Here is a 21,104-nt window from a genome sequence, read left to right on the forward strand (position 1 = left end):
AAGCGCTACTGAACACGCTCGTGGCTCGCGCCGCCTATTTCGCGTACTTTGCCAACGAGGAACGGATCGCCGGGTCGTTCATGTTTTTTGGCGTAACGGTGACCACGTCGACAAATATATTGCGGGGCGGCGGATGGCCCTGCAGTGCCTCCACTAGCGACGCCAAGCCGAGGTAACCCATGCGATAAGGGTCCTGCAATATGGCGGCGTAAACGATTCCTCTTTTGAGGCCTTCCAGGAACTCCGGGCGCCAGTCGAACAGCACAAGGCGCGGGCGCTGGCCGACTGCCGCCTTTTCAATTACTCGCAGAGCGCCGTAGGCGATGGGTTCGGCCGGCGCGAAAACGGCATCCAGGCGGCCTGAGTACGTGTTTAACACCTCAGCGATCCGTGCTTCGGCATCGCGGGGGCGATACCCGACGTAGGTATCGATCACCACATCCCATCCCTCGCTCCGGGCGACGCTTAAGAATCCGCTTTCTCTCGCGTCAGTCGAACTCACGTTGGGCGCGAGCCGCAGCATCGCCACCTTGGCACCCTTTTTCAAAACCGGTACCAGGCTGAGGGCGGCCTTCCTGCCTGCGCCGAAATTGTCTGTGTACACGGTCGAGATGCCGTCGTAATCGGCGTTATACCGATCGACAAGGATCAGGGGGACAGGGATTGAAACCCGCGTGTCGCCTTTCAATGGTTCCGGTGCCAGTAGCACACCCGCGACTCCTTGCGTCACCATGTAATCGATAATGCGCAACTGGATATTTGATGTATCGAGCGACTCACCGTCGGACGGGCTGCGGGTCAGCAGATCTACATGATGATCATGGGCCGACTGTTGTATCCCCTTGAGCATCGTCTGGTAAAAAACAAGCGACGAGCCCGGAAGCACGACACCGATTGTGGTCGCATGCGCGGTCTGCACGATCCCCGCCAACGACCAGAGCAGCACGAATAATCTCAGACGTCCAAGCATGGTGTGTCCACTGGCAGTGGCCTGGAGCCGACCGCGTAAGCTTGCGGGAAAGCATTGCCTTGTTATGAAGGTTCTTGCCAGCATGCGAAATCGTTACCTCGGCCAACTTTCACCGACCTTGCGGAATAATAAGCCGATGACCGACGGCGTGCCATCGGGACCTAACCTAGATCGAACGCCGACGCCGTCTGGTCTTTGGAAGCGCTGTGAGAAAGCCAGAATTCCGGGTGCAGTTCATTTGGCGCGGCTTTTTCTTTGAACGTTCGCGCCGGTCGTGCGATCACTTCGGGAATTTCTCGTTAAGGTTCGCCAGATGCGCATCCAGCGCGTTCAGCTGTTCGCTTTCGCGCCTGGAACCGACGGACAAGCTTTGTCCTCACCCGTCAATTGCGGAGTTTCGCGCAGGGTTTGCCTGCATGGTCAGGGATAACCAACCGGAAGGCCGGGCGCGTTAATGTTGTCGCTCGCGCGACGCATCGTTGATCGGCGTGTGCTGCATCTGATCAGGATGTGGCTCGAATGCCCCGTTGAAGAGACCGATGACCGAGGCCGGCAGAAACGGACGACGGAGGCTCGAGACAGTCGACGCGGGATTTCACAGGCGTGGAAGACGCTCGGACTTCAGCGCAGTCTTGGCAGTCGAATAGTGACCTACGCAGACGATCCCGTCATCCTGTGCAAGCGAGGCAAGGCCCTTCGGTCTTGCACAGCGGAAGTTATTTGGTTGAATTTGCGGAAGCCAATCGAGTTCCTTTACAGGATTTCGTGCTTGGCGAAAGTTCGAGGGAACCACACCCCCCTTGAATTCGCCACTCAACCCAATCGCACGCGGGCAGCTTTACTGTCCGCATCGTTGGGCGCGACCTTCTTCATGTCGCTTCCGACCCAACGCTCTTCAGAAGACTTCAGATGCGATCGCATCGCTGCTTGTGCGGCGAGCGGGTCTCCTGCCTGCAGTGCATGCAGGACTCTTTCGTGCTCTTCGACCGCAGCCATCCATGTGGTCGTGTTTTCGGCGAGCTCACTAATCCTCGCCCCGATCGGATCGCGCCTCGCGTCGAACAGATCGGCCACGTATCGGCTCAACACCGTGTTGCCGGCGGCTTCCGCGATGATGAGGTGGAATTGCCGGTCCGGTTCCAGAGGAGATTTGCCGGCGGAGGCAAGGCGATGCATGGCATCCACGCTGCGCCGCAACCGGTCCAGAGAGGCGGCTGTGAGTCGCGTGCTGGCGAGCACGACGAGGCTGCCTTCGATCACGGCCCGCGCCTGCATGATTTCCGTCGGGCTTTCGCCTAGTACCGCCAGCGATCCTTCGCTTTCATTTGCGGTTTCGCGCACGTAGACACCCGAACCCATGCGGGTCTCGACGCTGCCGCCGATTTCCAACGCGATCAACGCTTCGCGCAGCGACGGGCGCGAAACGCCCAATTGCTGCGACAACTCACGCTCAGCCGGCAACCTTGACCCCGGAGGGAAATCGCCCCCGTGGATGAGGCCGCGAATCTGGTCGGCGACCAATTGGTAAAGCCGCTTTGGCTCAGTCTGTTTCATCGTGCTGGCAGAAGAAAAGTGGCGCGGGCACCTGGCGCGCCTGGCGGTCAAGTCTATCACGCAAGCTCCGACAGGTTCTCCGCGCATTCAGTGGGAAGCATAGGGGTTTGTTCTAGGTAAGGCCAATCTACAAAGTATGAAAATTGGCTTGACCAGTTTCGCTTTTTATTCTCTAATCTGCCTCAGATTGGCCTGACCATCACAAGCGCCGCATAAAGAAGGAGACACGCGTGACAGACTTGAGCGCTGAACTGGCCCCGCGCGCGGTTGGCGGCTTCGGTTCGAAGGAACCTACGGAGCTATTGAAACTGAGCGGGCTGGGCAAGCGGTTCCCCGGTGTGGTTGCACTGGATGACGTGCACTTCGAATTGCGCCGCGGCGAAGTGCACGCGATTTGCGGCGAGAACGGCGCGGGCAAGTCGACCCTGATGAAAATCGTCAGCGGCCAATACCAGCCGGATGCCGGCACGATCGTTTTTCTCGGCGTGGAACGGCGGTTCGCGTCCTCACTGGAGGCACAGAAAGCAGGCATTGCGATCATTCACCAGGAATTGAATCTGGTGCCGCACCTTTCCATTGCGGAAAACATCTACCTGGCACGCGAGCCCAAACGCGGACCGTTCATCGATCGCACACGGCTGAATGGCGACGCCCGGCGCGCGCTCGCCCGCATTGGATTGTCGTTGCCACCCACCAGGCTGGTGGGGACGCTGTCGATCGCCCAGCAGCAGATGGTTGAGATCGCCAAGGCGCTTTCGCTCGACGCCCAGGTGCTGATCATGGACGAACCCACTTCGTCGCTCACGGAATCCGAAACCATGCACCTGTTCCGGATCATCAAGGAGTTGCGCGAGAGCGGGGTGGGCATTGTCTACATCTCTCATCGTCTCGACGAAATGAAGCAGATTGTCGACCGCGTGACGGTGCTGCGCGACGGGCGCCACATTTCCACCGACGATTTCGCGGCGACCAGCATGGATGAGATCGTTGCGCGGATGGTCGGCCGGGCGCTGAACGATGCATACCCGCCGCGCCGGTCGGTTCCGACGCAGGACGTGCTGCTGCGTGTCGATAATCTGTCGCGCGCACCGGCATTCGGGCCGGTTTCGTTCGAATTGAGGCGCGGCGAGATTCTCGGCTTCGCCGGTTTGATGGGCGCAGGCCGGACCGAAGTGGCGCGGGCGATTTTTGGTGCCGACCAACCGGACGGCGGCGAGATTCATATCGGCAGCGAGCGCGTCTCGATCCGCTCGCCTATCGATGCGATCCGCCACGGTATCGCGTATCTATCGGAAGACCGCAAGAGTGACGGCCTCGCGTTGAAGATGCCGGTCGCGACCAATATCACGCTGGCCAATATCGAAGCGGTGTCGGGGCGCGCGGGCTTCATCCGCTTTGCCGACGAAGCGGCCATCGCACGGCGCTACGTCGAAACGCTCGGCATCCGCACGCCGACGGTCCATCAACTCACGCGCAACCTGTCCGGCGGCAATCAGCAAAAGGTTGTCATCGGCAAATGGCTGTTTCGCGAATCAAAGATTCTGTTTTTCGACGAACCCACGCGCGGGATCGATGTCGGCGCGAAATACGCGATCTACACGCTGATGGATCAGCTCGCCGCGCAGGGCATCGGCGTCGTGCTGATCAGTTCGGAATTGCCCGAGATTCTCGGCATGTCCGATCGTATCGCGGTATTCCACGAAGGCCGGATCGCCGGAGTTCTGGAGACGCGTCACACCAATCAGGAAGAAATCATGCACTTCGCATCGGGACGAAACCATGCTTGAAATAACATCTGACCAGACCGCTAGCATCGACAGCAGCGCGAAACTCCGCCGTCGCGACCTGATCCAGAAATTTGCCGCGCTCGGCAGTCTGATCATGCTAGTGGTCGTCTTTTCATCGACCAGTTCGGCGTTCTTTTCGGTGGAAAACGGCATGACGGTCGCGTTGCAGGTGACGTCGATTGCCTATCTCGGCGTGGCGGCAACCTGCGTGATCATTACGGGCGGAATCGACCTGTCCGTGGGTTCCGTACTCGCGCTGTCCGGTGTGGTCGCCGCGTTGCTGGTCAAGGCTGGCGTGCCGATTCCCCTCGGCATGCTCGGCGGCGTCGTGGTGGGCGGCCTGTGCGGACTCGTCAATGGCTTGTGCGTGACACGTATGGGTCTGCCGCCGTTTATCGCCACGCTCGGCATGATGCTGGTCGCGCGTGGTCTCGCACTTCAGATCACTGGCGCGCGCCCGGTTTCCGGACTTGGTGACGCATTCGGCGAACTCGGAAATGGCGCGCTGTTCCGCATTTCGCATATCGGGGCGGACGGCTTCCCCGATACGGTATTTCCGGGCATTCCCTATCCCGTGATCATCATGGTGGTGCTGGCGGTGGCCGTGTCGATCATGCTGACGCGAACTTCACTTGGCCGTCACATCTACGCAGTCGGATCGAATGCCGAAGCTGCGCGGCTCTCCGGCGTCAACGTCCGACGCGTTACCTTATTTACCTATGTGCTGTCCGGCGTGCTCGCCGGTCTGACGGGTTGCGTGCTGATGTCGCGTCTCGTCACAGCGCAACCAAACGAAGGCGTCATGTACGAGCTCGATGCGATCGCCAGCGCCGTGATTGGCGGGACGTCCCTGATGGGCGGTGTCGGCACGATCTCGGGTACGGCCATTGGTGCGTTCGTCATCGGCGTGCTGCGCAATGGCCTGAACATGAACGGCGTATCGAGTTTCGTCCAGCAAATCATTATCGGACTGGTCATTCTCGGCACGGTCTGGATCGATCAGGTTAGAAACCGTAGATAAAGCACATCGAATGATGCCATTCGAGAAGTCCAACAAAGCAGTGCAATCACCAACCCAAGGAGTGAGACATGAAAAAGAAATATCTGGCATGGGCCGCCGCGCTTTTGACCGCAGTGGCGGCGCACGCGAATGCGGCGGGCGGAGAGATCGCCGTTATCGTCAAGACGGCCAACTCGAATTACTGGCAGAACGTGCAGAAAGGTGCAGCGGAGGGCATGAAAGGGCTGAACGGCTACACGATGACGTTTCAGGGACCGGCGACCGAGTCAGCGGTGGCCGACGAGGTCAATATGGTCGAGAACGCGGTGAACCGGCATGTTGCGGCGATCGTGCTCGCGCCGTCCGATCCGGATGCACTGGTCCCGGCAATGAAGAAGGCCTGGGAGGCAAAAATTCCGGTTGTCCTGATCGACTCGCTCGTGTCCGATTCCGGCAAGCAGTACTACCAGTCGTTTCTCTCGACCGATAACGCCAAGGCCGGCGAGATGTGCGCCAAAGCGATGATCGACCGTGTCGGACAGACAGGGAAGGTCGCTGTGATGTCGTACGTTGCCGGCGCGGGTTCCGAGATTGGCCGCGTGGGCGGGTTCCGGAAGTATCTCGCGGAACACTCGAAGCTGCAGATTGTCGGACCGTTCTACTCGCAGTCGCAGATGGCGACCGCGCTCAATCAGACGACCGACGTGCTGTCGGCCAATCCGGATCTGAAGGGCATCTTCGGTGCGAATGAACCGACTGCCGTGGGGGTGGGACGCGCGTTGGCGCAGTCCGGGAAAGCCGGCAAGATCGTCGCGATCGGCTTTGACGGCAACCAGGACCTGCAGGGCTTCGTCAAGGACGGAACCATCCAGGCCATCGCTGTTCAGGGTTCCTATCAAATGGGCTATAAAGGCGTCAAAACGGCGGTGGAGGTTATCGAACACAAGCCGGTTACGAAGCAACTGGATACCGGTGTCGTGATGGTCGACAAGAACAACATCGATCAGCCGGCTGCGAAGAACGTCTTGTATTGAAGCGCGGCGCGGACGACGCCCGACGGCGTTGTCCGCGCTTGAGGACTGCGCCGTTCAGGACGCGCGGTAAGGCGTTGAACATCGAGAAACGAATCCCTGAAGGCGGAATTTTTGATGAAAGCAGGTGATCTGCGTGATCTGTCGCGTGGCGGCGTGCAACTGAGCGCACTCGGCATGGGTTGTTCGCAACTTGGCGGCCTCTATCGCACCATGCCGCCGCAACAGGCGCGCGCGCTGATGGACGAAGCGTGGTCGCTTGGTCTGCGCTATTTCGACACTGCGCCGTTCTACGGGTACACGCTTTCCGAACGCCGCGTGGGCGACGCGTTGTCAGCGCGTCCACGCAACGAGTTCGTGCTGAGTACGAAAGTGGGCAGGCTTCTTCGTCCGGACCCGACTGTTCAATGCGGCGACGACGGGTGGGCCGAGCCGCTTTCTTTCCGGCCGCATTACGACTACAGCTTCGATGGCGTCATGAGGTCGTTCGAAGACAGTCAGCAGCGTCTCGGCTTTCCGCAGATCGACCTTCTGTATGTGCATGACGTCGGTCGAATGACACATGGAGACGCGAACGTCGAATTCTGGAGGCAACTGACCGAGGGAGGTGGCTTTCGCGCACTCGATGCGCTACGAAGTGCAGGGCAGGTCAAAGCTTTCGGTCTTGGCGTGAATGAATGGCAGGTTGTGCATGAAGCCATGCAGGAGATACAGATCGATGTGACGTTACTCGCGGGCCGTTACACGCTCCTCGAGCAGAATTGTCTGTCGCCGTTTCTCGACGATTGCGTACGGCATGGGAATTCGATCGTGGCCGGCGGTGTGTTCAATTCCGGCGTGCTGGCGGGTAATGGCAAGTTCAATTACGGGGACGCCCCCGCCGCTGTCGTGTCGCGCGTCCACCGGCTGGCTGAGGTTTGCCGCGAATTCGAGGTCCCGTTACCCGCTGCGGCACTGCAGTTTCCGCTTGCGCATCCCGCGGTTGTGTCGTGCGTGGTGGGCGCGCGCAGTGTCGAACAACTCCGGCAGAACGTCGCGTGGTTCGAGCAGACGCTGCCGGCCGGGTTGTGGCAGAAGCTGAAGTCGGATGGCCTGATCGCGGACGCCGCACCTGTGCCCGGGGGGAACCTGTGAGCCTGCGTATCGACGCACATCACCATTTCTGGCGCCTGGCGGCGCGCGTAGGGCATTGGCCGCCTGCCAGTCTTGGAGCGATCTATCGAGACTTCGGGCCGGCCGATTTTGAACCGCTGCTTGAACGATGCGGCATCGGCGGAACCGTGCTGGTCCAGTCCTTACCGGACAGCGATGACACCAGGTTCCTGCTCGAACTGGCGGAGCGTCATTCTTTTATTCGCGGCGTGGTGGGATGGGTCGACCTGAAAGCACCGGACGCGCCGCAACAGATCGATGCTCTGGCCCGCCACCCGAAGTTGAAAGCGCTGCGGCCGATGCTGCAGGATCTTCCAGACGACAACTGGATTGACGACCCGGTATTGCGGCCGGCGATTACCGCGATGCTCGCCAATGACTTTGCATTCGATGCGCTGGTTGTTCCGCGTCAACTCCCGGGTTTGGTCGCGTTCGCGAAGCGTTACCCCGGCCTGCGGATCGTTATAGATCATGCAGCCAAGCCGCTGATCGCCACCGGGCAACTGGAGCCGTGGCGAACCGACATGGCCGATCTGGCCAGACTCGAAAACGTGCATTGCAAGCTGTCCGGCTTATGGACGGAAGCGCCGCCAGAGATCGGCGTTGCCGCTTTCGAGCCTTATGTGGAGACGTTATTCCGACTGTTCGGCCCGCGTCGTCTTCTGTGGGGAAGTGACTGGCCTGTCCAGCGGCTCGCGACACATTTCGGTGACTACGCCGGTTGGCTTGCCGCCTGTGACGACTACTGCGATCGATATGCGAGTGAAGAGGACAAGGGCGCCGTATTCGGCGGCAACGCTTATCGCTTCTACCGGCTCGAAGAATAGGGAGAGTGTGATGCAACGCATGGGAATGGTGATCGGTATCGATCCGCAACATATCGACGAATACAAACGCTTGCATGCGCAGGTCTGGCCGACGGTGCTCAATCGCCTGAAACGCTCGAATGTCACCCGCTACTCGATTTTCCTGCGGGAGCCCGAGAACCTGTTGTTCGGCTACTGGGAATACGTCGGGTCCGACTATGAAAGCGATATGGCGGAGATTGCGAACGACCCGGAAACACAACGCTGGTGGAGCCTGTGCGGTCCATGCCAGAAACCGTTGCCGAGTCGTGCGCCGTCGGAACACTGGGCACGGATGGAAGAGGTTTTTTACGTCGAATAGGCGTGGTCCCGAGACTGCACGCGTGTGACCTCGCGATAGAGAATCAAATTAACCGGGCCCGCATCGATACCGCATCATGGCGTCGCGGGCTCTGTATCAGAAAAGGGAAACCTCATGCTCACTGTTATTTGTGAAACGCCCGGAGTACTACGCGCTGGCACGCGCTCAATGCCATCGCGCGAGCGCGGCGAAGTGTTGCTGCGAGTGCGACGCGTCGGCGTATGCGGCACTGACCTGCACATCTTTACCGGCAACCAGCCATTTCTCTCCTACCCGCGCGTGATGGGACACGAACTGTCGGGCACGGTCGAAGAAGCCGATGCGGACTCCGGCCTGGTCGCCGGCGACCCGGTCTACGTCATGCCCTACCTGTCATGCGGCCAGTGCATTGCCTGCAGGAACGGAAAAACGAATTGCTGCGTGAACATTCAGGTATTGGGCGTGCATCGGGATGGCGCATTGACGGAGTATCTGAGTTTGCCGCGTCAGTTCGTTCACAAGGCTGAAGGAATCACGCTCGATCAGGCGGCAATGATCGAGTTTCTCGCCATTGGCGCGCACGCGGTTCGTCGCGCCGACGTTCAGGCAGGGCAGCGCGTGCTGGTGGTCGGGGCAGGTCCGATCGGGATGGCCGCGATGATCTTTGCACGTCTGCGCGGGGCCACGGTGACGGCACTCGACACACGGCTCGATCGCCTGAACTTCTGCGCCGGGAAAATCGAAGTGGCGGCTACCGTGCAAATCGGTGATACCGACGTGGACGAACTGACGAGACTCACCGACGGTGAATTCTTCGATGTGGTCTTCGATGCGACGGGCAATCCGGCTGCCATGGAGCGTGGCTTCGAGTTTATTGCGCATGGCGGAAAATACGTGCTGATTTCCGTGGTGAGAGACAAGATCACTTTCTCCGATCCTGAGTTCCACAAGCGCGAAGCCACCCTGATCGGAAGCCGCAATGCGACTGCGGAAGATTTCGAAACGGTGCTCAGGGCCATGCGCGCCGGCCAGGTGCCCGATGCGGCACTCAACACACACCGGATGAAACTTGCCGATGTTCCCGCGGAATTTTCGAAACTGCTCGAACCGTCCGCAGGCGTGGTGAAAGCCATCATCGAATGCTGACGAAGGCGCAGATCGGATATAAGCCATGAGCCAGCCAATTCTCCAGTTCGGCACCAGCCGCTTTCTCCAGGCGCATGTCGACCTGTTCGTTTCGGAAGCGCTGACGCGCGGTGCCGCGCTCGGCGGCATTACGGTCGTGCAGACCACCAGCAGCGAGTCCAGTCAGAAGTGTATTGCGGCGCTGGCGGAGGGCAGGCCTTATCCGGTACGGATTCGAGGTATGCGCCGCGGCGTGCCGGTGGACGAGATGTTGAGCGCCAACGCGGTGCGCGCGGCATGGCACGCCGGGACGCATTGGGCACAAGTGCGAGATGCCGTAGCGGAACATGTCGAAGTGATTGTCTCCAATACGGGAGACCGGGGATTCCAGCTCGATGACCGGGACACCGCGGCGCTCGTGACTCACCCGGAGTGCGTGCCACATAGCTTTCCGGCCAAGCTGCTGGTGTTGCTTCATGCCCGTTGGGAACGCAACCCCGATGCGCCGCTCTCCCTTTTTCCATGCGAACTCGTGGTCAATAACGGCGATACGCTGCGCGAACTTGTTGTGACTCTCGCGACAAATTGGCGGCTGCCGGAGCCGTTTATTACCTACCTTCGAACGCACTGCATATGGGCCAATTCGCTCGTCGATCGAATCGTTTCACAGGCGATTGAACCGGTAGGCGCGGTTGCCGAACCGTATGCGCTGTGGGCGATTGAGCAGCAGCCGGGGCTGGTTCTGCCTTGCACACACGAGAACATCGTTTTGACAGACGACCTGCAGCGCTTCGAGCGTCTGAAGCTGTTCCTGCTTAATCTCGGTCACAGCTATCTGGCCGAGCGCTGGCTGGAGGACCGCAGGCCGGCTGACGAGACCGTCTATCAGGCAATGAACGACCCGATCCTGCGTGCGAATCTGGAAACTGTCTGGGCGGAAGATGTCCTCCCGACATTTGCGGCGTTGGGTCAGCACGAGCAGGCTCTGGCCTATCTCGTCGAGTTACGTGATCGCCTGCTCAATCCCTTTCTTGAGCATCGGATCGCGGACATCGCGCAGAATCACGCAGAAAAAATGCAGCGGCGTTTTCTGCCACTTGTGCAACTTGCCGACACACTCGGCGTGAAGCCCGGACCGCTGCGTATACGCGCGATGCTGGAGCGCGTCGCATCGGTTTAGAACTGTTTCGGGAAAGTCATGAACACGGAATCGGATTCTTTTATTCTTCTGCGCGAACAGGACAATGTCGCGGTCGCGCGCCATGCAGTACCGGATGGGGTCGAGGTGAATCTCGGGGCGGCCACATTGCGCACCCGCGCGTCGATTCCGTCTGGCCATAAAGTGGCTGTGCGCCGCATTGAAAAGGGCGCTGCCATTCTGAAGTACGGGCGGGTCATCGGTGTCGCCATGCATCATATTGAAGCGGGGGAGCATGTTCACACCCATAACGTCGGCATGAGCGAGGTCGGGAACGAACTCGCCAGCGGTACCGCTTACGAAGCGACTGAAGTGAGCGGGCGGCCGGCAACGTTTCAGGGATATGTGCGAGCCAATGGAGACGTCGGTACACGAAACTTTATCGGTGTGATCGCGAGCGTAAATTGCTCGGCAACCGTATGCCGGCATATCGCCGACGCCTTTAAAGACGATGCGCTCAAGGCGTTTCCATCAGTCGACGGAGTCGTGGCTATCACACATGGCAGCGGCTGCGGCATGGCCGGGTCTGGCGAGGGGATCGAATTGCTGCGCCGTACCTTGCGCGGGTACGCGAACAATCCCAACTTCGCAGGCGTGCTGCTGGTCGGCCTCGGTTGCGAAGTGAATCAGATCGCGCCGCTAGTCGATACGCTGGCCACGAGACCGGACGGTTTGATCGCCACGCTGACGATTCAGGAAGAAGGCGGAACTCGTGAAACCATTAAAAAGGGCATAGAGATAGTCGGCGACATGCTGACGCTCGCCGATCGCGCAAATCGCAGTACCGTGTCGGCCGCGCACCTGAAAGTCGGGCTGCAGTGCGGCGGCTCGGATGGGTACTCGGGGATCAGTGCCAATCCGGCATTGGGTTGCGCCGTTGATCTTCTGGTGCGCAATGGAGGAACGGCCATACTGTCCGAAACGCCGGAGATATATGGCGCGGAACACCTGCTGACGTCGCGTGCGGCTTCGCCGCGGGTGGCGGACAGGCTATTGGAAAAGCTGCGCTGGTGGGAAGCGTATACGCGCGCCCATCACGGTGACATGAACAACAATCCCTCGCCGGGTAATAAGGCCGGAGGGATTACGACCATTCTGGAAAAATCACTGGGTGCCGTTGCCAAGGGTGGGAGTACGGGTTTGATGGAGGTGTATGAATACGCCGAAGCCGTCACGCAGCACGGACTCGTTTTCATGGACACCCCCGGCTATGACCCGGTATCGGCGACGGGGCAGGTCGCCGGCGGCGCGAACCTGATCTGTTTCACCACGGGCCGTGGGTCAGTGTACGGGTGCAAACCGACGCCCTCGCTCAAGCTCGCGACGAACACCCGGATGTTCGAGCAGATGAGCATGGATATGGATTTCAACTGTGGAGCGATCCTTGATGGAACGCTTGGTGTTGCTCAGGCTGGAGCCCAGATATTCCAGTTGATGCTAGACACGGCGTCAGGACGAGAAACCTGTAGCGAGCAGCATGGCATGGGAGACAGTGAGTTTGTTCCGTGGCAACTCGGCGCTGTCATGTGAAAGCAGGCGAGTCCCCCGAGGTGTGAAGGTCATTCTACGGTTCCAGGATCGATACCGTTTTTAGACGGAGGTGTCATATGCCCATGACCCGATCGCCCGATATCCCGGGCGTGACAGAGGCTGATTACACGTTGCTGGTGGAAGCGTTGTCGTCGCTTTTGAGAGAACGGTCTTCCGCGCTGCAAATTGCTGCTGAAGTCGCGAAAAAAAGAGGGCTTGCGGCGCCGAACGTGTGGGACTTCGGACTCCCCGACATTCTGCGTCTGCGTCGCGTGTGGGAAGTGGCCAGTCGGACTTCCGCCTGATTTTACGTTTCCGACGAAGCTCGCCAGCGTTTCGTGCAACAAGGTCGTCCACGCGTTCGCAAATCCTCAGGACGGTTTATCCAGACTATCCATCAACCGTCGCCATGCGACTCGCGTTCCGTAACGCCCGCCGCTGAAGCGCGCGCAAAGCGCGTTTGATACTCGCTCGGTGAGAGACCGGTCTTGCGTTTGAACAGTTCGCGAAACGTACTGATGTCTCCATAGCCTACACGCTGGCTGACTATCTCAAGCCCGATGGGCCTCGACTCCAGCAACTGCTTGGCTACTTCGATGCGCAGGTTCTGCAGATACGTCAATGGCGCAAGGCCTACTGCCTGCTTGAAACGCCGGTTAAGCGTCCGTTCGCTGACAGCGAGCCAACTGGCGAGCTCGCTCAGCCGGAACCCCTCCTGAAGTGTCGCCTCCATCCGCTGTTGAGCTCGCGCGACGAGCGAATCGACATGTCCGTGATCGTCGAGCAGTTTCGCGTAAGACGCCTGAGAAGTCCGGTTCATGTCGATCAGTAGCGATTTGGCGGTCATCGCCGCAAGCTTGTCGCCGACGAACATCTCTACCAGCCGTACGGCGAGATTGAGATACGACGTGACCGAACCGCCCGAGACAATGCCGTCTTGCCAGGTCAGGATTTCCCGCGCGCGGAGTTCGACACGCGGATACCGCCGGGCGAAGTCGGCCGCGTTGGCCCAGTGCGTGGTGGCGACCCGCCCGTCCAGCAAACCCGCCTCGGCAAGCAGATAGTTGCCGGTGCAGTACGCAGCCAACACGGCGCCTGCCTTGCGCTGGCGCCGTAGCGCGGAAGAGAGCGCATTCATCTGCTCGCGGCGGCCGATGAACTCGTCCATGTTGGAAAAAAACGGAGCCGTTAGCAGGATGGCATCAGCACGTTTGCGCGGATCGATTTTGCCGTCCACCGGAATGCTCTGGCCCGACGCAGCCGTGACGGGCTGTCCGTCCAGCGATTCCACGCGCCACGCGAACATGGGTAAAGGTTTGGCCCCACGCGCGGCTAACTTGCCATTCAGGTAGTTGGCTGCGCTCAGGACGTCGATTGGCCCCGCGACGCCCGACGCCAGAATTCCGTCATAGACCCAGATCCTGATTGTGATCATTTGCGTGCGTGTCTGATATTCCTCGAATAATGGCAATGCTGCCACTGTCCGGTGTGCCCGTAAAGGCCGATTATCGCCACATCGAAACACCTGAAGCGACGAACGGTTCCGCGACCTACATCTGACAGGGTCGCAAGCCGGCGCCCAAAACATGAGCCCATCATGTCTGTAGATACTCAAAACAAAGCAGGTCATGACGTCGGCTGTGAGATTGCGCAGCACTGTCTGCTGACGCGCACGCGGCAGATCTCCAGGGTTCTGACCGCGATCTACGACGAGGCGCTACGGCCGTTTGGCATCAACGCCTCTCAATTCAGCCTGCTTGTGCTCATTGGTGAACTTGGACCCATCAGCCGTGCGGATCTGGGGCGCAAGAATCATCACGATCGATCGACGCTGACAAGGAATTTGCAACCGCTCATCTCGCAGGAGTGGGTTTTCGAAGATGCCCCTGAAAGCAATGGCCGCAGTCGGCCTCTTGCACTGACAGGACAAGGCAAAACATTGCTCCGCAACGCCGCGTCCGCGTGGTCGTCTGCGCAGGCTAGAGCCAGGTCTCTCGTCGGAGAGGTCGGTGCTGACGCGCTCATGGGCATCGCGAGCGAGTTGCCGCGGCGCATGCGCTAATTTTTTTAATCATCGATGTTGCATATGCAACACCGCAAGGGCGCTCTATGCCCGTTCTTATGAATCGAGGAGTTTGCAATGAAAGTCGTCAAAGCCGCCGCAGTGCAGTTCAGCCCGGTCTTGTACAGCCGTGAAGCCACCGTCGCAAAAGTCGTGCAGAAGATCCACGAACTGGGCCAGCAGGGCGTGCAGTTCGCCACATTTCCGGAAACCGTGGTGCCTTATTACCCGTACTTCGCAGCAGTGCAGACCGGCATTCAGCTTTTGTCTGGAAAAGAGCATCTGAGGCTGCTCGACCAGTCCGTGACGGTGCCGTCTCCCGCGACCGACGCGATTGGCGAGGCGGCCCGCAAGGCAGGCATGGTGGTGTCGATCGGCGTCAACGAGCGTGATGGTGGAACTATCTACAACACTCAGATGCTCTTTGATGCCGATGGCACCTTGATCCAGCGCCGCCGCAAGATCACGCCTACGCATTTCGAGCGGATGATCTGGGGTCAGGGCGACGGGTCGGGTCTGCGCGCCGTCGATAGCAAGGTTGGTCGCATCGGCCAGCTCGCCTGCTTTGAGCACAACAATCCGCTGGCGCGCTACGCGATGATGGCCGACGGCGAGCAGATCCATTCGGCGATGTATCCGGGTTCCGCCTTCGGTGAGGGATTTGCGCAAAGGATGGAAATCAATATCCGTCAGCACGCACTGGAGTCCGGCTCTTTCGTCGTGAACGCGACGGCGTGGCTGGACGCCGATCAGCAGGCGCAAATCATGAAGGACACAGGCTGCGAAATCGGTCCGATCTCGGGTGGTTGCTTCACCACCATTGTGACGCCCGATGGCATGCTGATCGGCGAACCTCTCCGCTCGGGCGAGGGCGAGGTCATTGCCGATCTCGACTTCACGATGATCGACCGACGCAAGCTGTTGATGGACTCAGCCGGTCACTACAACCGGCCGGAACTGCTGAGCCTGATGATCGACCGTACACCGACTGCGCACATTCACGAACGTGGCGTCCACGGCAAATTGAGCACAGAACCAGGCGCCGACGATACGAGCGTCACGGTTGCCTGAGCATGGCGAACCGACCGCGACACACCCGTGCTCATCAACCACCCGTGCCTTCTTTTAACTCACTCTCTGAGTGTAGGGAGATGTACCTTGAAAGTCATATTGACCTGCGTGGTATGGGGTCGTCGTCGAGACCCCCTGCCCGAGAAGCCTCTGGCTGGCCACGTTCGGGTGGAACAGAACCGGATCTTCAACTACTTTTTAGAGGACGCGAGCGCGGTAGGCACGCGCGACCGCAGCGTACGAGCGGGCGTACAACACGGCAGACGCGATCCGTGCAAGCAACGCGTGGTATCAGACCTTCCCCCAGCATGTGATTGACAACAAGACGTACGGCACGCTGCAGATGCCCGTCCTCGCATTAGGTGGCCCAGCTTTCCGAACAGCCACTCCGTCGGGACGCATTTCCTTAAGTGTGCATCTGCATAAATGCGCTTGTTCTTTGCAAAGAGGTTAAAGATATGAAGATTCAAACCACACAGGATCGGCCGATCCTGGTCACAGGTGCGGCCGGCGCGATTGGCGGCATCGGGCACAACGTCACCGAAATGCTCCTCGCCAAGGGCCATAAAGTGCGCGCTCTGGTTCGTCGCGAGGATAAACGCGCAGAAGAATTGCGTCGGCTCGGCGCCGAGGTCATGCTGGGCGACCTGACTGATCTCGCTTCGATGCATCGTGCGATCGAAGGGTGCTCGCGCATTTATTTCGGCATGTCGATCTCGGCGAATTGTCTGGAAGCCACGGTCAACGTCGCTGCAGTGGCGCGTCACCATGGCATCGAAGCCCTCGTGAACATGTCCCAGATGACGGTCACGGAAATGAGCATCACGGAGACCACGAATAGCCCTCAGCACAAGCTGCACTGGCTTGCCGAGCAGGTCCTGGCATGGTCTGGGCTGCCGGTCGTCACGGTGCGGCCTACGGTCTTTCTCGAAGGCTTCTTTCTACGTCTCGCCGACGCAGGTGTGCGTGATCGCGATGAACTGGCGTTGCCGCTGGGCAGCAGCCGCACTTCGCCGATCTCTGCCGTCGATGTGGCGCGTGCCGTATCCGTCATCCTCGACGATCCGGCGCCGCACATCGGCCACGTCTATAACCTGACGGGGTCCGAGTCCGCTGATCTCGCGCACTACGCGCGCGCTTTTTCCGACGCGCTCGGCCGGACGATCCATTACCGCGACGTGCCGCTCTCCGCGTGGACCAACACGCTGCGGGAAGTGGGCGTGCCAACGCATCTCGTCGATCACCTCGCCGTGATGGCTGAACTTCACACGCAGGGAAGATACGACCGCATGACGGACGATCTGTTCAAGCTCACCGGTAAGCCACCGACGGACATGCACGAATTCGTGAAGCTCCACGCCGCTGAGTTCACTCGCGGTGACGCGACCGCTTAGCGCCTTCGTGTTCTGCAGACAGTCGTATCGCAACCGGTTGTGTGTGAGATCACGCGGCTGCTAACCGAGGACCTGGCCATCGCCAATCGGAAAACTTATGACAGACAACATCTTTCCCCAATCACCGGCTCGCCGTCGCTTTGTTGGCGTGGCGGCGGCAGCCATTGCTGCCGGCTCCTTGAGTCAGCTCGCGTTCGCGCAAACGAATCAAACCATCACTGAAGTTGCCTCGTCGACCGGCGCCGACAAAACCGCTGTTCGTCCGCTTCGTATCCATGTGCCAGAGTCGCAACTGACCGACTTGCGGCGACGCATCAAAGGGACGAGATGGCCGGATCGGGAGATAGTCGCCGACGATTCGCAAGGCGTGCCGCTCGCAATGATTCAGGAACTCGCGCGTCATTGGTCGACCGATTACGATTGGCGCAAGGTCGAGGCGAAACTGAACGCGCTGCCGAACTTCGTGACTGAGATCGATGGCGTGGACATCCATTTCATCCACGTTCGTTCGAAGCATGACAACGCGATGCCGCTCGTGGTCACGCACGGATGGCCCGGCTCGGTCATCGAGCAACTCAAGATCATCGATCCGTTGGTCAATCCGACCGCGCATGGCGCGAGCGCATCGGATGCGTTTCACCTCGTGATTCCGTCCCTGCCGGGCTATGGATTTTCGGGCAAGCCAGGAGAAGTCGGCTGGGGTCCGGAACGCACCGCACGTGCCTGGGTTGTGATGATGAAGCGCCTGGGGTATGCGAAATTTGCGGCGCAAGGCGGCGATCTCGGCGGCATTGTGGCCAACGTGATGGCCAAGCAGGCGCCACCGGAGTTGCTCGGTATTCACGTCAACTTCCCCGCCACAATTCCACCGGCGATCGCAAAGGCGCTTCAGGTCGGCGATCCGGCGCCAGCTAGCCTGTCGACTGACGAAAGACTCGCGTACGACCAACTCAGCGCCCTGTCAAAGCGGCGGGCCTACGCATTGGAACAGGGCACGCGTCCGCAAACCCTCTATGGATTGGCGGACTCACCCATTGCATTGGCAAGCTGGCTGCTGGATCACCCGGACGGTTACGGCCAGCCGGCTGCGGCACTGACCTCAGCAGTGTTCGGGCGCACGATCAAAGGACACTCTGCAGGTGACCTGACGCGAGACGACGTGCTCGACGACATCACGCTTTACTGGTTGACGAATACAGGCGTTTCCGCGGCTCGCTTCTATTGGGAATCGCATTTCAACTTTTATGCTGCCGCAGACGTCTCTGTCCCGGCTGCCGTGAGTGCCTTTCCTGGTGAGAATTATCAGGCCCCGCGGAGCTGGTCGGAGCAGGCTTATCACAACCTCATTTACTACAACCGGCCCGAAAAGGGCGGTCATTTTGCGGCATGGGAGCAGCCAAGGTTATTTGTGGAGGAGGTTAGAGCGGGTCTGAGACCGCTGCGCACGTAGCGACTCCGAGGAGGTTCCGGCCGCTTTTCCACGTGTTTCGATCAGTCGAACTTGACCAGGTCCTGGAAAATAAGCTGAGCCCACGTGGTGCCCCGTGCCTGGACCAGCAGGCCGCCCTCGCCAATCTTCCCCAGCTCGATCGGGGCGAAGCCGAGCCTGTCGACAAGTGCCGCCACCGAGGCGCTGGCCGCGTCATCATCGCTGGAGACGAACACGACCCGCCGGCCTCCCTGGGGCGTCCTCGCGCCTTTGGCCAGGACGCTTGCGGGCAGGTGGTTGAAGGCCTTCACCACCTTCGCCCCCGGGAACGACATCGCAAGGGCGGCGGTCGACGGCAGCCCGCCCAGTTCTTCCGGGGGAACGCCGAATGCGTTGGTTGCGTCGATTACCACCTTCCCCTGCCAGCTCTCGGCGGTCCGTCCGATTTCGCTATGCGTGGCGAAGGGGACGGCCAGGATGACGACGTCGGCCTTGACCGCATCATCGACACGCCGGGGGACGACAGACGGGCCGATCTGCGCCGCGAGCGCGTCCAGCGATCGCCTGCCTGCCACGATTACTTCGAGGCCCTTATGGGCGAACGCCTGAGCGATGGCCGTGCCGATCTTGCCAAGCCCGATGATTGCGTAGCTCATTGAAATCTCCTGTGTATATCGAAAGGCCTCGCCGCCGACCGTAGCCGTCAGACCTGGGCGATGCCGCCATCGACCATCAAATCCGCGCCCGTCATGTACGAACTCTGGTCGGATGCAAGGAAGAGCGCCGCGTTGGCAAGCTCGTCAGCCCGACCGAGTCGACCGAGCGGGATCATGCTCTGGTACATGTTGACCAGATCCTCGCGTGCCATCGATTGAGTGTCGAGAATCGGAGTGTCCGTTGCACCAGGGCTGAGCAGATTGACGCGAATGCCGCGGTCCTTAAACTCCGCAGCCCAGGTGCGGGCATAGGAGCGCAACGCCGCCTTGGTCGCCGCGTAGGCGGTGTGGCCTGGAATGCCCATGACGTGCATGCCCGACGAGACCAGAATGATCGATCCGCTCCCTGACATCAGCGGCAGCAGCTTCTGCACCAGGAAGACGGGACCGCGGGCCATGAGGTTGAACGCCTTGTCGAAGTGCTCAGGCGTGAGAGTGTCGACCGAAGCTTGCTCCGTAAAGCCCGCATTCGACACGATGATATCGACGACACCCTTTTTGTCCCTGACTGCCGCTGCGACCCGGTCGAGGTCATCAAGGTTCGCGGCGTCAGCCTGGATGGCGGTGACGTTTCGCCCGATCAGTTCGGCGGCCTCGTCGAGCTGTGCCTGCCGACGGCCGAAAATAAAGACGTGAGCGCCTTCGGCAACAAACCGCTGGGCGATCGCTAAACCGATACCGGTGGTGCCGCCGCTAATGACTGCAATTTTGCCTGCGAGAGTGGACATTGAGACCTTCTGCCTGTTCGTGAATGACAGGTCCATGGTAATTACCATCGCCGGGAATGATAATCCGCAAATTTCCCATAAGATCTATTCTTTGACGGAATGGATCAGACGAGAGGAATGCCATGGATAGGTTTCACGAATTGAGCGCCTTCATCGCCGTTGTCGAGGCCGGCGGTTTTTCCGCCGCCGCGCGTAGAACCGGCGAGTCGCAGTCGGCGATCAGCAAGGCGATCGGCGCGCTGGAAAAACGCCTCGGCGTGACGCTGCTCAATCGAAGCACACGCAGCGTGACGCTGACGGACCAGGGCCAGAGATATTACGACCGGACCAAACCCCTTGTTGATGAAATGGATGAAGCCGACAGCGAACTGACCAGCAGCATACTTAATGCCTCCGGTCTGATCCGGATCGCCGTATCCGCTACTTTCGGCCGCCTTCACGTCCTTCCACTCATACCGGAGTTGTTGTCACTCAATCCCGGCCTTCAGGTCGATCTTGTTCTTTCGGACTTCGTACGAGATATGGTGGAAGATCGGATCGATCTGGCGATCCGAGTGGGCGCCGTCGACGATCTAGATGCGGTTGTCAGGCGCGTGGCTAGCACCCCGCTTGTATGCGTCGGCTCCCGCAGGTACTTCGAGCAACACGGAATACCGAAGACTCCCGCCGAGCTCGTCGATCACAATTGCCTTTTATATGGCGGTCTGACGGAGTCAGCGAATTGGCCGTTTGTACGACCGGAAGGCCGATTCAGTGTGTCCGTGCGCGGAAATCTTTCGTCCAACAGTGTCGAAACGATCCGGGCCGGCGTTCTGGCCGGTGTTGGCATTGGCCTGTTCGCCAAGGTCTCTCTTGCCGATGAACTCCGACATCCGGACGTGATCACGGTTCTCGACGAATTCATAAGTGAGGTCAGGGACGTCAGCCTCATCTGGCCGAAACGGCGCTTTGTACCGGCACGCGTGCGTCGCGCGACGGACTTTTTTGCTTTGGCACTCCCACAGCGCATTTAGGAAAACGGCATCGTTCGGCGCTCGAGGCATCGTTCAGAGAGGTTTATCCGCATTCGTCTCGGTGCGGTCAGGAAGGGACGGTTGTCAGGTGCGCCGTGCAGACATTCCAATGGCATCCTGCCGGCGTGCGTAGTGCCCGAAAACGCAAATCATCTTCTGCCACCTGACTTCCTTCGACACGATGCCACGACGCACGAA

20 protein-coding genes are annotated in these 21,104 nt (G+C 59.9%); 15 read left to right on the plus strand and 5 right to left on the minus strand.

The window, feature by feature from the left end:
* Window positions 1-34: 34 nt before the first annotated feature.
* Window positions 35-970: a substrate-binding domain-containing protein gene (locus B0G73_RS20285; protein ID WP_106283071.1), complete on the minus strand. Its 936-nt coding sequence runs from the start codon at window positions 968-970 to the stop codon at window positions 35-37.
* An 813-nt stretch (window positions 971-1,783) separates the two neighbouring features.
* Window positions 1,784-2,524, minus strand: a complete 741-nt coding sequence (locus B0G73_RS20295; protein WP_106283072.1) for a FadR/GntR family transcriptional regulator — start codon at window positions 2,522-2,524, stop codon at window positions 1,784-1,786.
* Window positions 2,525-2,763: 239 nt separating this feature from the next.
* Here B0G73_RS20295 and B0G73_RS20300 point away from each other — a divergent pair, with 239 nt between their 5' ends.
* The 10 genes from B0G73_RS20300 (at window position 2,764) to B0G73_RS20345 (ending at window position 12,798) form a co-directional block, all read left to right on the plus strand.
* Window positions 2,764-4,311, plus strand: coding sequence for a sugar ABC transporter ATP-binding protein (locus B0G73_RS20300; protein WP_258193402.1), 1,548 nt, complete (start codon window positions 2,764-2,766; stop codon window positions 4,309-4,311).
* On the plus strand, window positions 4,304-5,332 hold the full coding sequence (locus B0G73_RS20305) for an ABC transporter permease (RefSeq protein ID WP_106283073.1): 1,029 nt from the start codon (window positions 4,304-4,306) through the stop codon (window positions 5,330-5,332). Before B0G73_RS20300 ends, B0G73_RS20305 begins: the two co-directional genes overlap by 8 nt.
* Before the next feature lie 68 nt (window positions 5,333-5,400).
* On the plus strand, window positions 5,401-6,345 hold the full coding sequence (locus B0G73_RS20310; protein WP_106283074.1) for an ABC transporter substrate-binding protein: 945 nt from the start codon (window positions 5,401-5,403) through the stop codon (window positions 6,343-6,345).
* 114 nt (window positions 6,346-6,459) lie between these two features.
* Entirely contained in the window at window positions 6,460-7,476 is a 1,017-nt protein-coding gene (locus tag B0G73_RS20315) for an aldo/keto reductase (RefSeq protein ID WP_106283075.1), read from the plus strand.
* On the plus strand, window positions 7,473-8,321 hold the full coding sequence (locus tag B0G73_RS20320) for an amidohydrolase (RefSeq protein WP_181196603.1): 849 nt from the start codon (window positions 7,473-7,475) through the stop codon (window positions 8,319-8,321). Before B0G73_RS20315 ends, B0G73_RS20320 begins: the two co-directional genes overlap by 4 nt.
* 10 nt (window positions 8,322-8,331) lie before the next feature.
* The gene (locus B0G73_RS20325; protein WP_106283076.1) at window positions 8,332-8,661 is read left to right on the plus strand and encodes an L-rhamnose mutarotase; all 330 of its coding nucleotides are present in this window, start codon (window positions 8,332-8,334) and stop codon (window positions 8,659-8,661) included.
* Between the two features lie 114 nt (window positions 8,662-8,775).
* Complete coding sequence (locus B0G73_RS20330; RefSeq protein ID WP_106283077.1) at window positions 8,776-9,786, plus strand: zinc-binding alcohol dehydrogenase family protein; 1,011 nt, start codon at window positions 8,776-8,778, stop codon at window positions 9,784-9,786.
* Window positions 9,787-9,811: 25 nt separating this feature from the next.
* Window positions 9,812-10,945 carry a D-mannonate oxidoreductase gene (locus tag B0G73_RS20335; protein ID WP_106283078.1) on the plus strand — a complete coding sequence of 378 codons (1,134 nt, stop codon included), beginning with the start codon at window positions 9,812-9,814 and terminating at the stop codon, window positions 10,943-10,945.
* An 18-nt stretch (window positions 10,946-10,963) separates the two neighbouring features.
* On the plus strand, window positions 10,964-12,493 hold the full coding sequence (locus B0G73_RS20340) for a UxaA family hydrolase (RefSeq protein WP_106283079.1): 1,530 nt from the start codon (window positions 10,964-10,966) through the stop codon (window positions 12,491-12,493).
* A gap of 77 nt (window positions 12,494-12,570) precedes the next feature.
* The gene (locus B0G73_RS20345; protein WP_106283080.1) at window positions 12,571-12,798 is read left to right on the plus strand and encodes a hypothetical protein; all 228 of its coding nucleotides are present in this window, start codon (window positions 12,571-12,573) and stop codon (window positions 12,796-12,798) included.
* A gap of 92 nt (window positions 12,799-12,890) precedes the next feature.
* On the opposite strand, the gene B0G73_RS20350 is transcribed toward B0G73_RS20345, so the two are convergent.
* Window positions 12,891-13,928: a GlxA family transcriptional regulator gene (locus tag B0G73_RS20350; RefSeq protein WP_106283081.1), complete on the minus strand. Its 1,038-nt coding sequence runs from the start codon at window positions 13,926-13,928 to the stop codon at window positions 12,891-12,893.
* A gap of 162 nt (window positions 13,929-14,090) precedes the next feature.
* Between B0G73_RS20350 and B0G73_RS20355 the strand changes: the two genes are divergently transcribed.
* The 4 genes from B0G73_RS20355 to B0G73_RS20370 all read left to right on the plus strand — a co-directional run bounded on the left by B0G73_RS20355 (window position 14,091) and on the right by B0G73_RS20370 (window position 18,470).
* A complete protein-coding gene (locus B0G73_RS20355) occupies window positions 14,091-14,555 on the plus strand; it encodes a MarR family winged helix-turn-helix transcriptional regulator (RefSeq protein WP_106283082.1) in 465 nt (154 codons plus the stop codon).
* A 78-nt stretch (window positions 14,556-14,633) separates the two neighbouring features.
* Entirely contained in the window at window positions 14,634-15,626 is a 993-nt protein-coding gene (locus B0G73_RS20360; RefSeq protein WP_106283083.1) for a carbon-nitrogen hydrolase family protein, read from the plus strand.
* A 458-nt stretch (window positions 15,627-16,084) separates the two neighbouring features.
* Window positions 16,085-17,020, plus strand: coding sequence for an NAD(P)H-binding protein (locus B0G73_RS20365; protein ID WP_106283084.1), 936 nt, complete (start codon window positions 16,085-16,087; stop codon window positions 17,018-17,020).
* A gap of 97 nt (window positions 17,021-17,117) precedes the next feature.
* A complete protein-coding gene (locus B0G73_RS20370; RefSeq protein ID WP_106283085.1) occupies window positions 17,118-18,470 on the plus strand; it encodes an epoxide hydrolase family protein in 1,353 nt (450 codons plus the stop codon).
* A gap of 41 nt (window positions 18,471-18,511) precedes the next feature.
* On the opposite strand, the gene B0G73_RS20375 is transcribed toward B0G73_RS20370, so the two are convergent.
* On the minus strand, window positions 18,512-19,105 hold the full coding sequence (locus B0G73_RS20375) for an NADPH-dependent F420 reductase (RefSeq protein WP_106283086.1): 594 nt from the start codon (window positions 19,103-19,105) through the stop codon (window positions 18,512-18,514).
* 47 nt (window positions 19,106-19,152) lie between these two features.
* A complete protein-coding gene (locus B0G73_RS20380; RefSeq protein ID WP_106283237.1) occupies window positions 19,153-19,893 on the minus strand; it encodes an SDR family NAD(P)-dependent oxidoreductase in 741 nt (246 codons plus the stop codon).
* 122 nt (window positions 19,894-20,015) lie between these two features.
* Between B0G73_RS20380 and B0G73_RS20385 the strand changes: the two genes are divergently transcribed.
* Window positions 20,016-20,906 carry a LysR family transcriptional regulator gene (locus B0G73_RS20385; RefSeq protein WP_106283087.1) on the plus strand — a complete coding sequence of 297 codons (891 nt, stop codon included), beginning with the start codon at window positions 20,016-20,018 and terminating at the stop codon, window positions 20,904-20,906.
* Window positions 20,907-21,104 lie beyond the last annotated feature (198 nt).

Source organism: Paraburkholderia sp. BL25I1N1, assembly GCF_003002025.1.
In the GTDB taxonomy this organism is placed as follows: Bacteria; Pseudomonadota; Gammaproteobacteria; order Burkholderiales; family Burkholderiaceae; genus Paraburkholderia.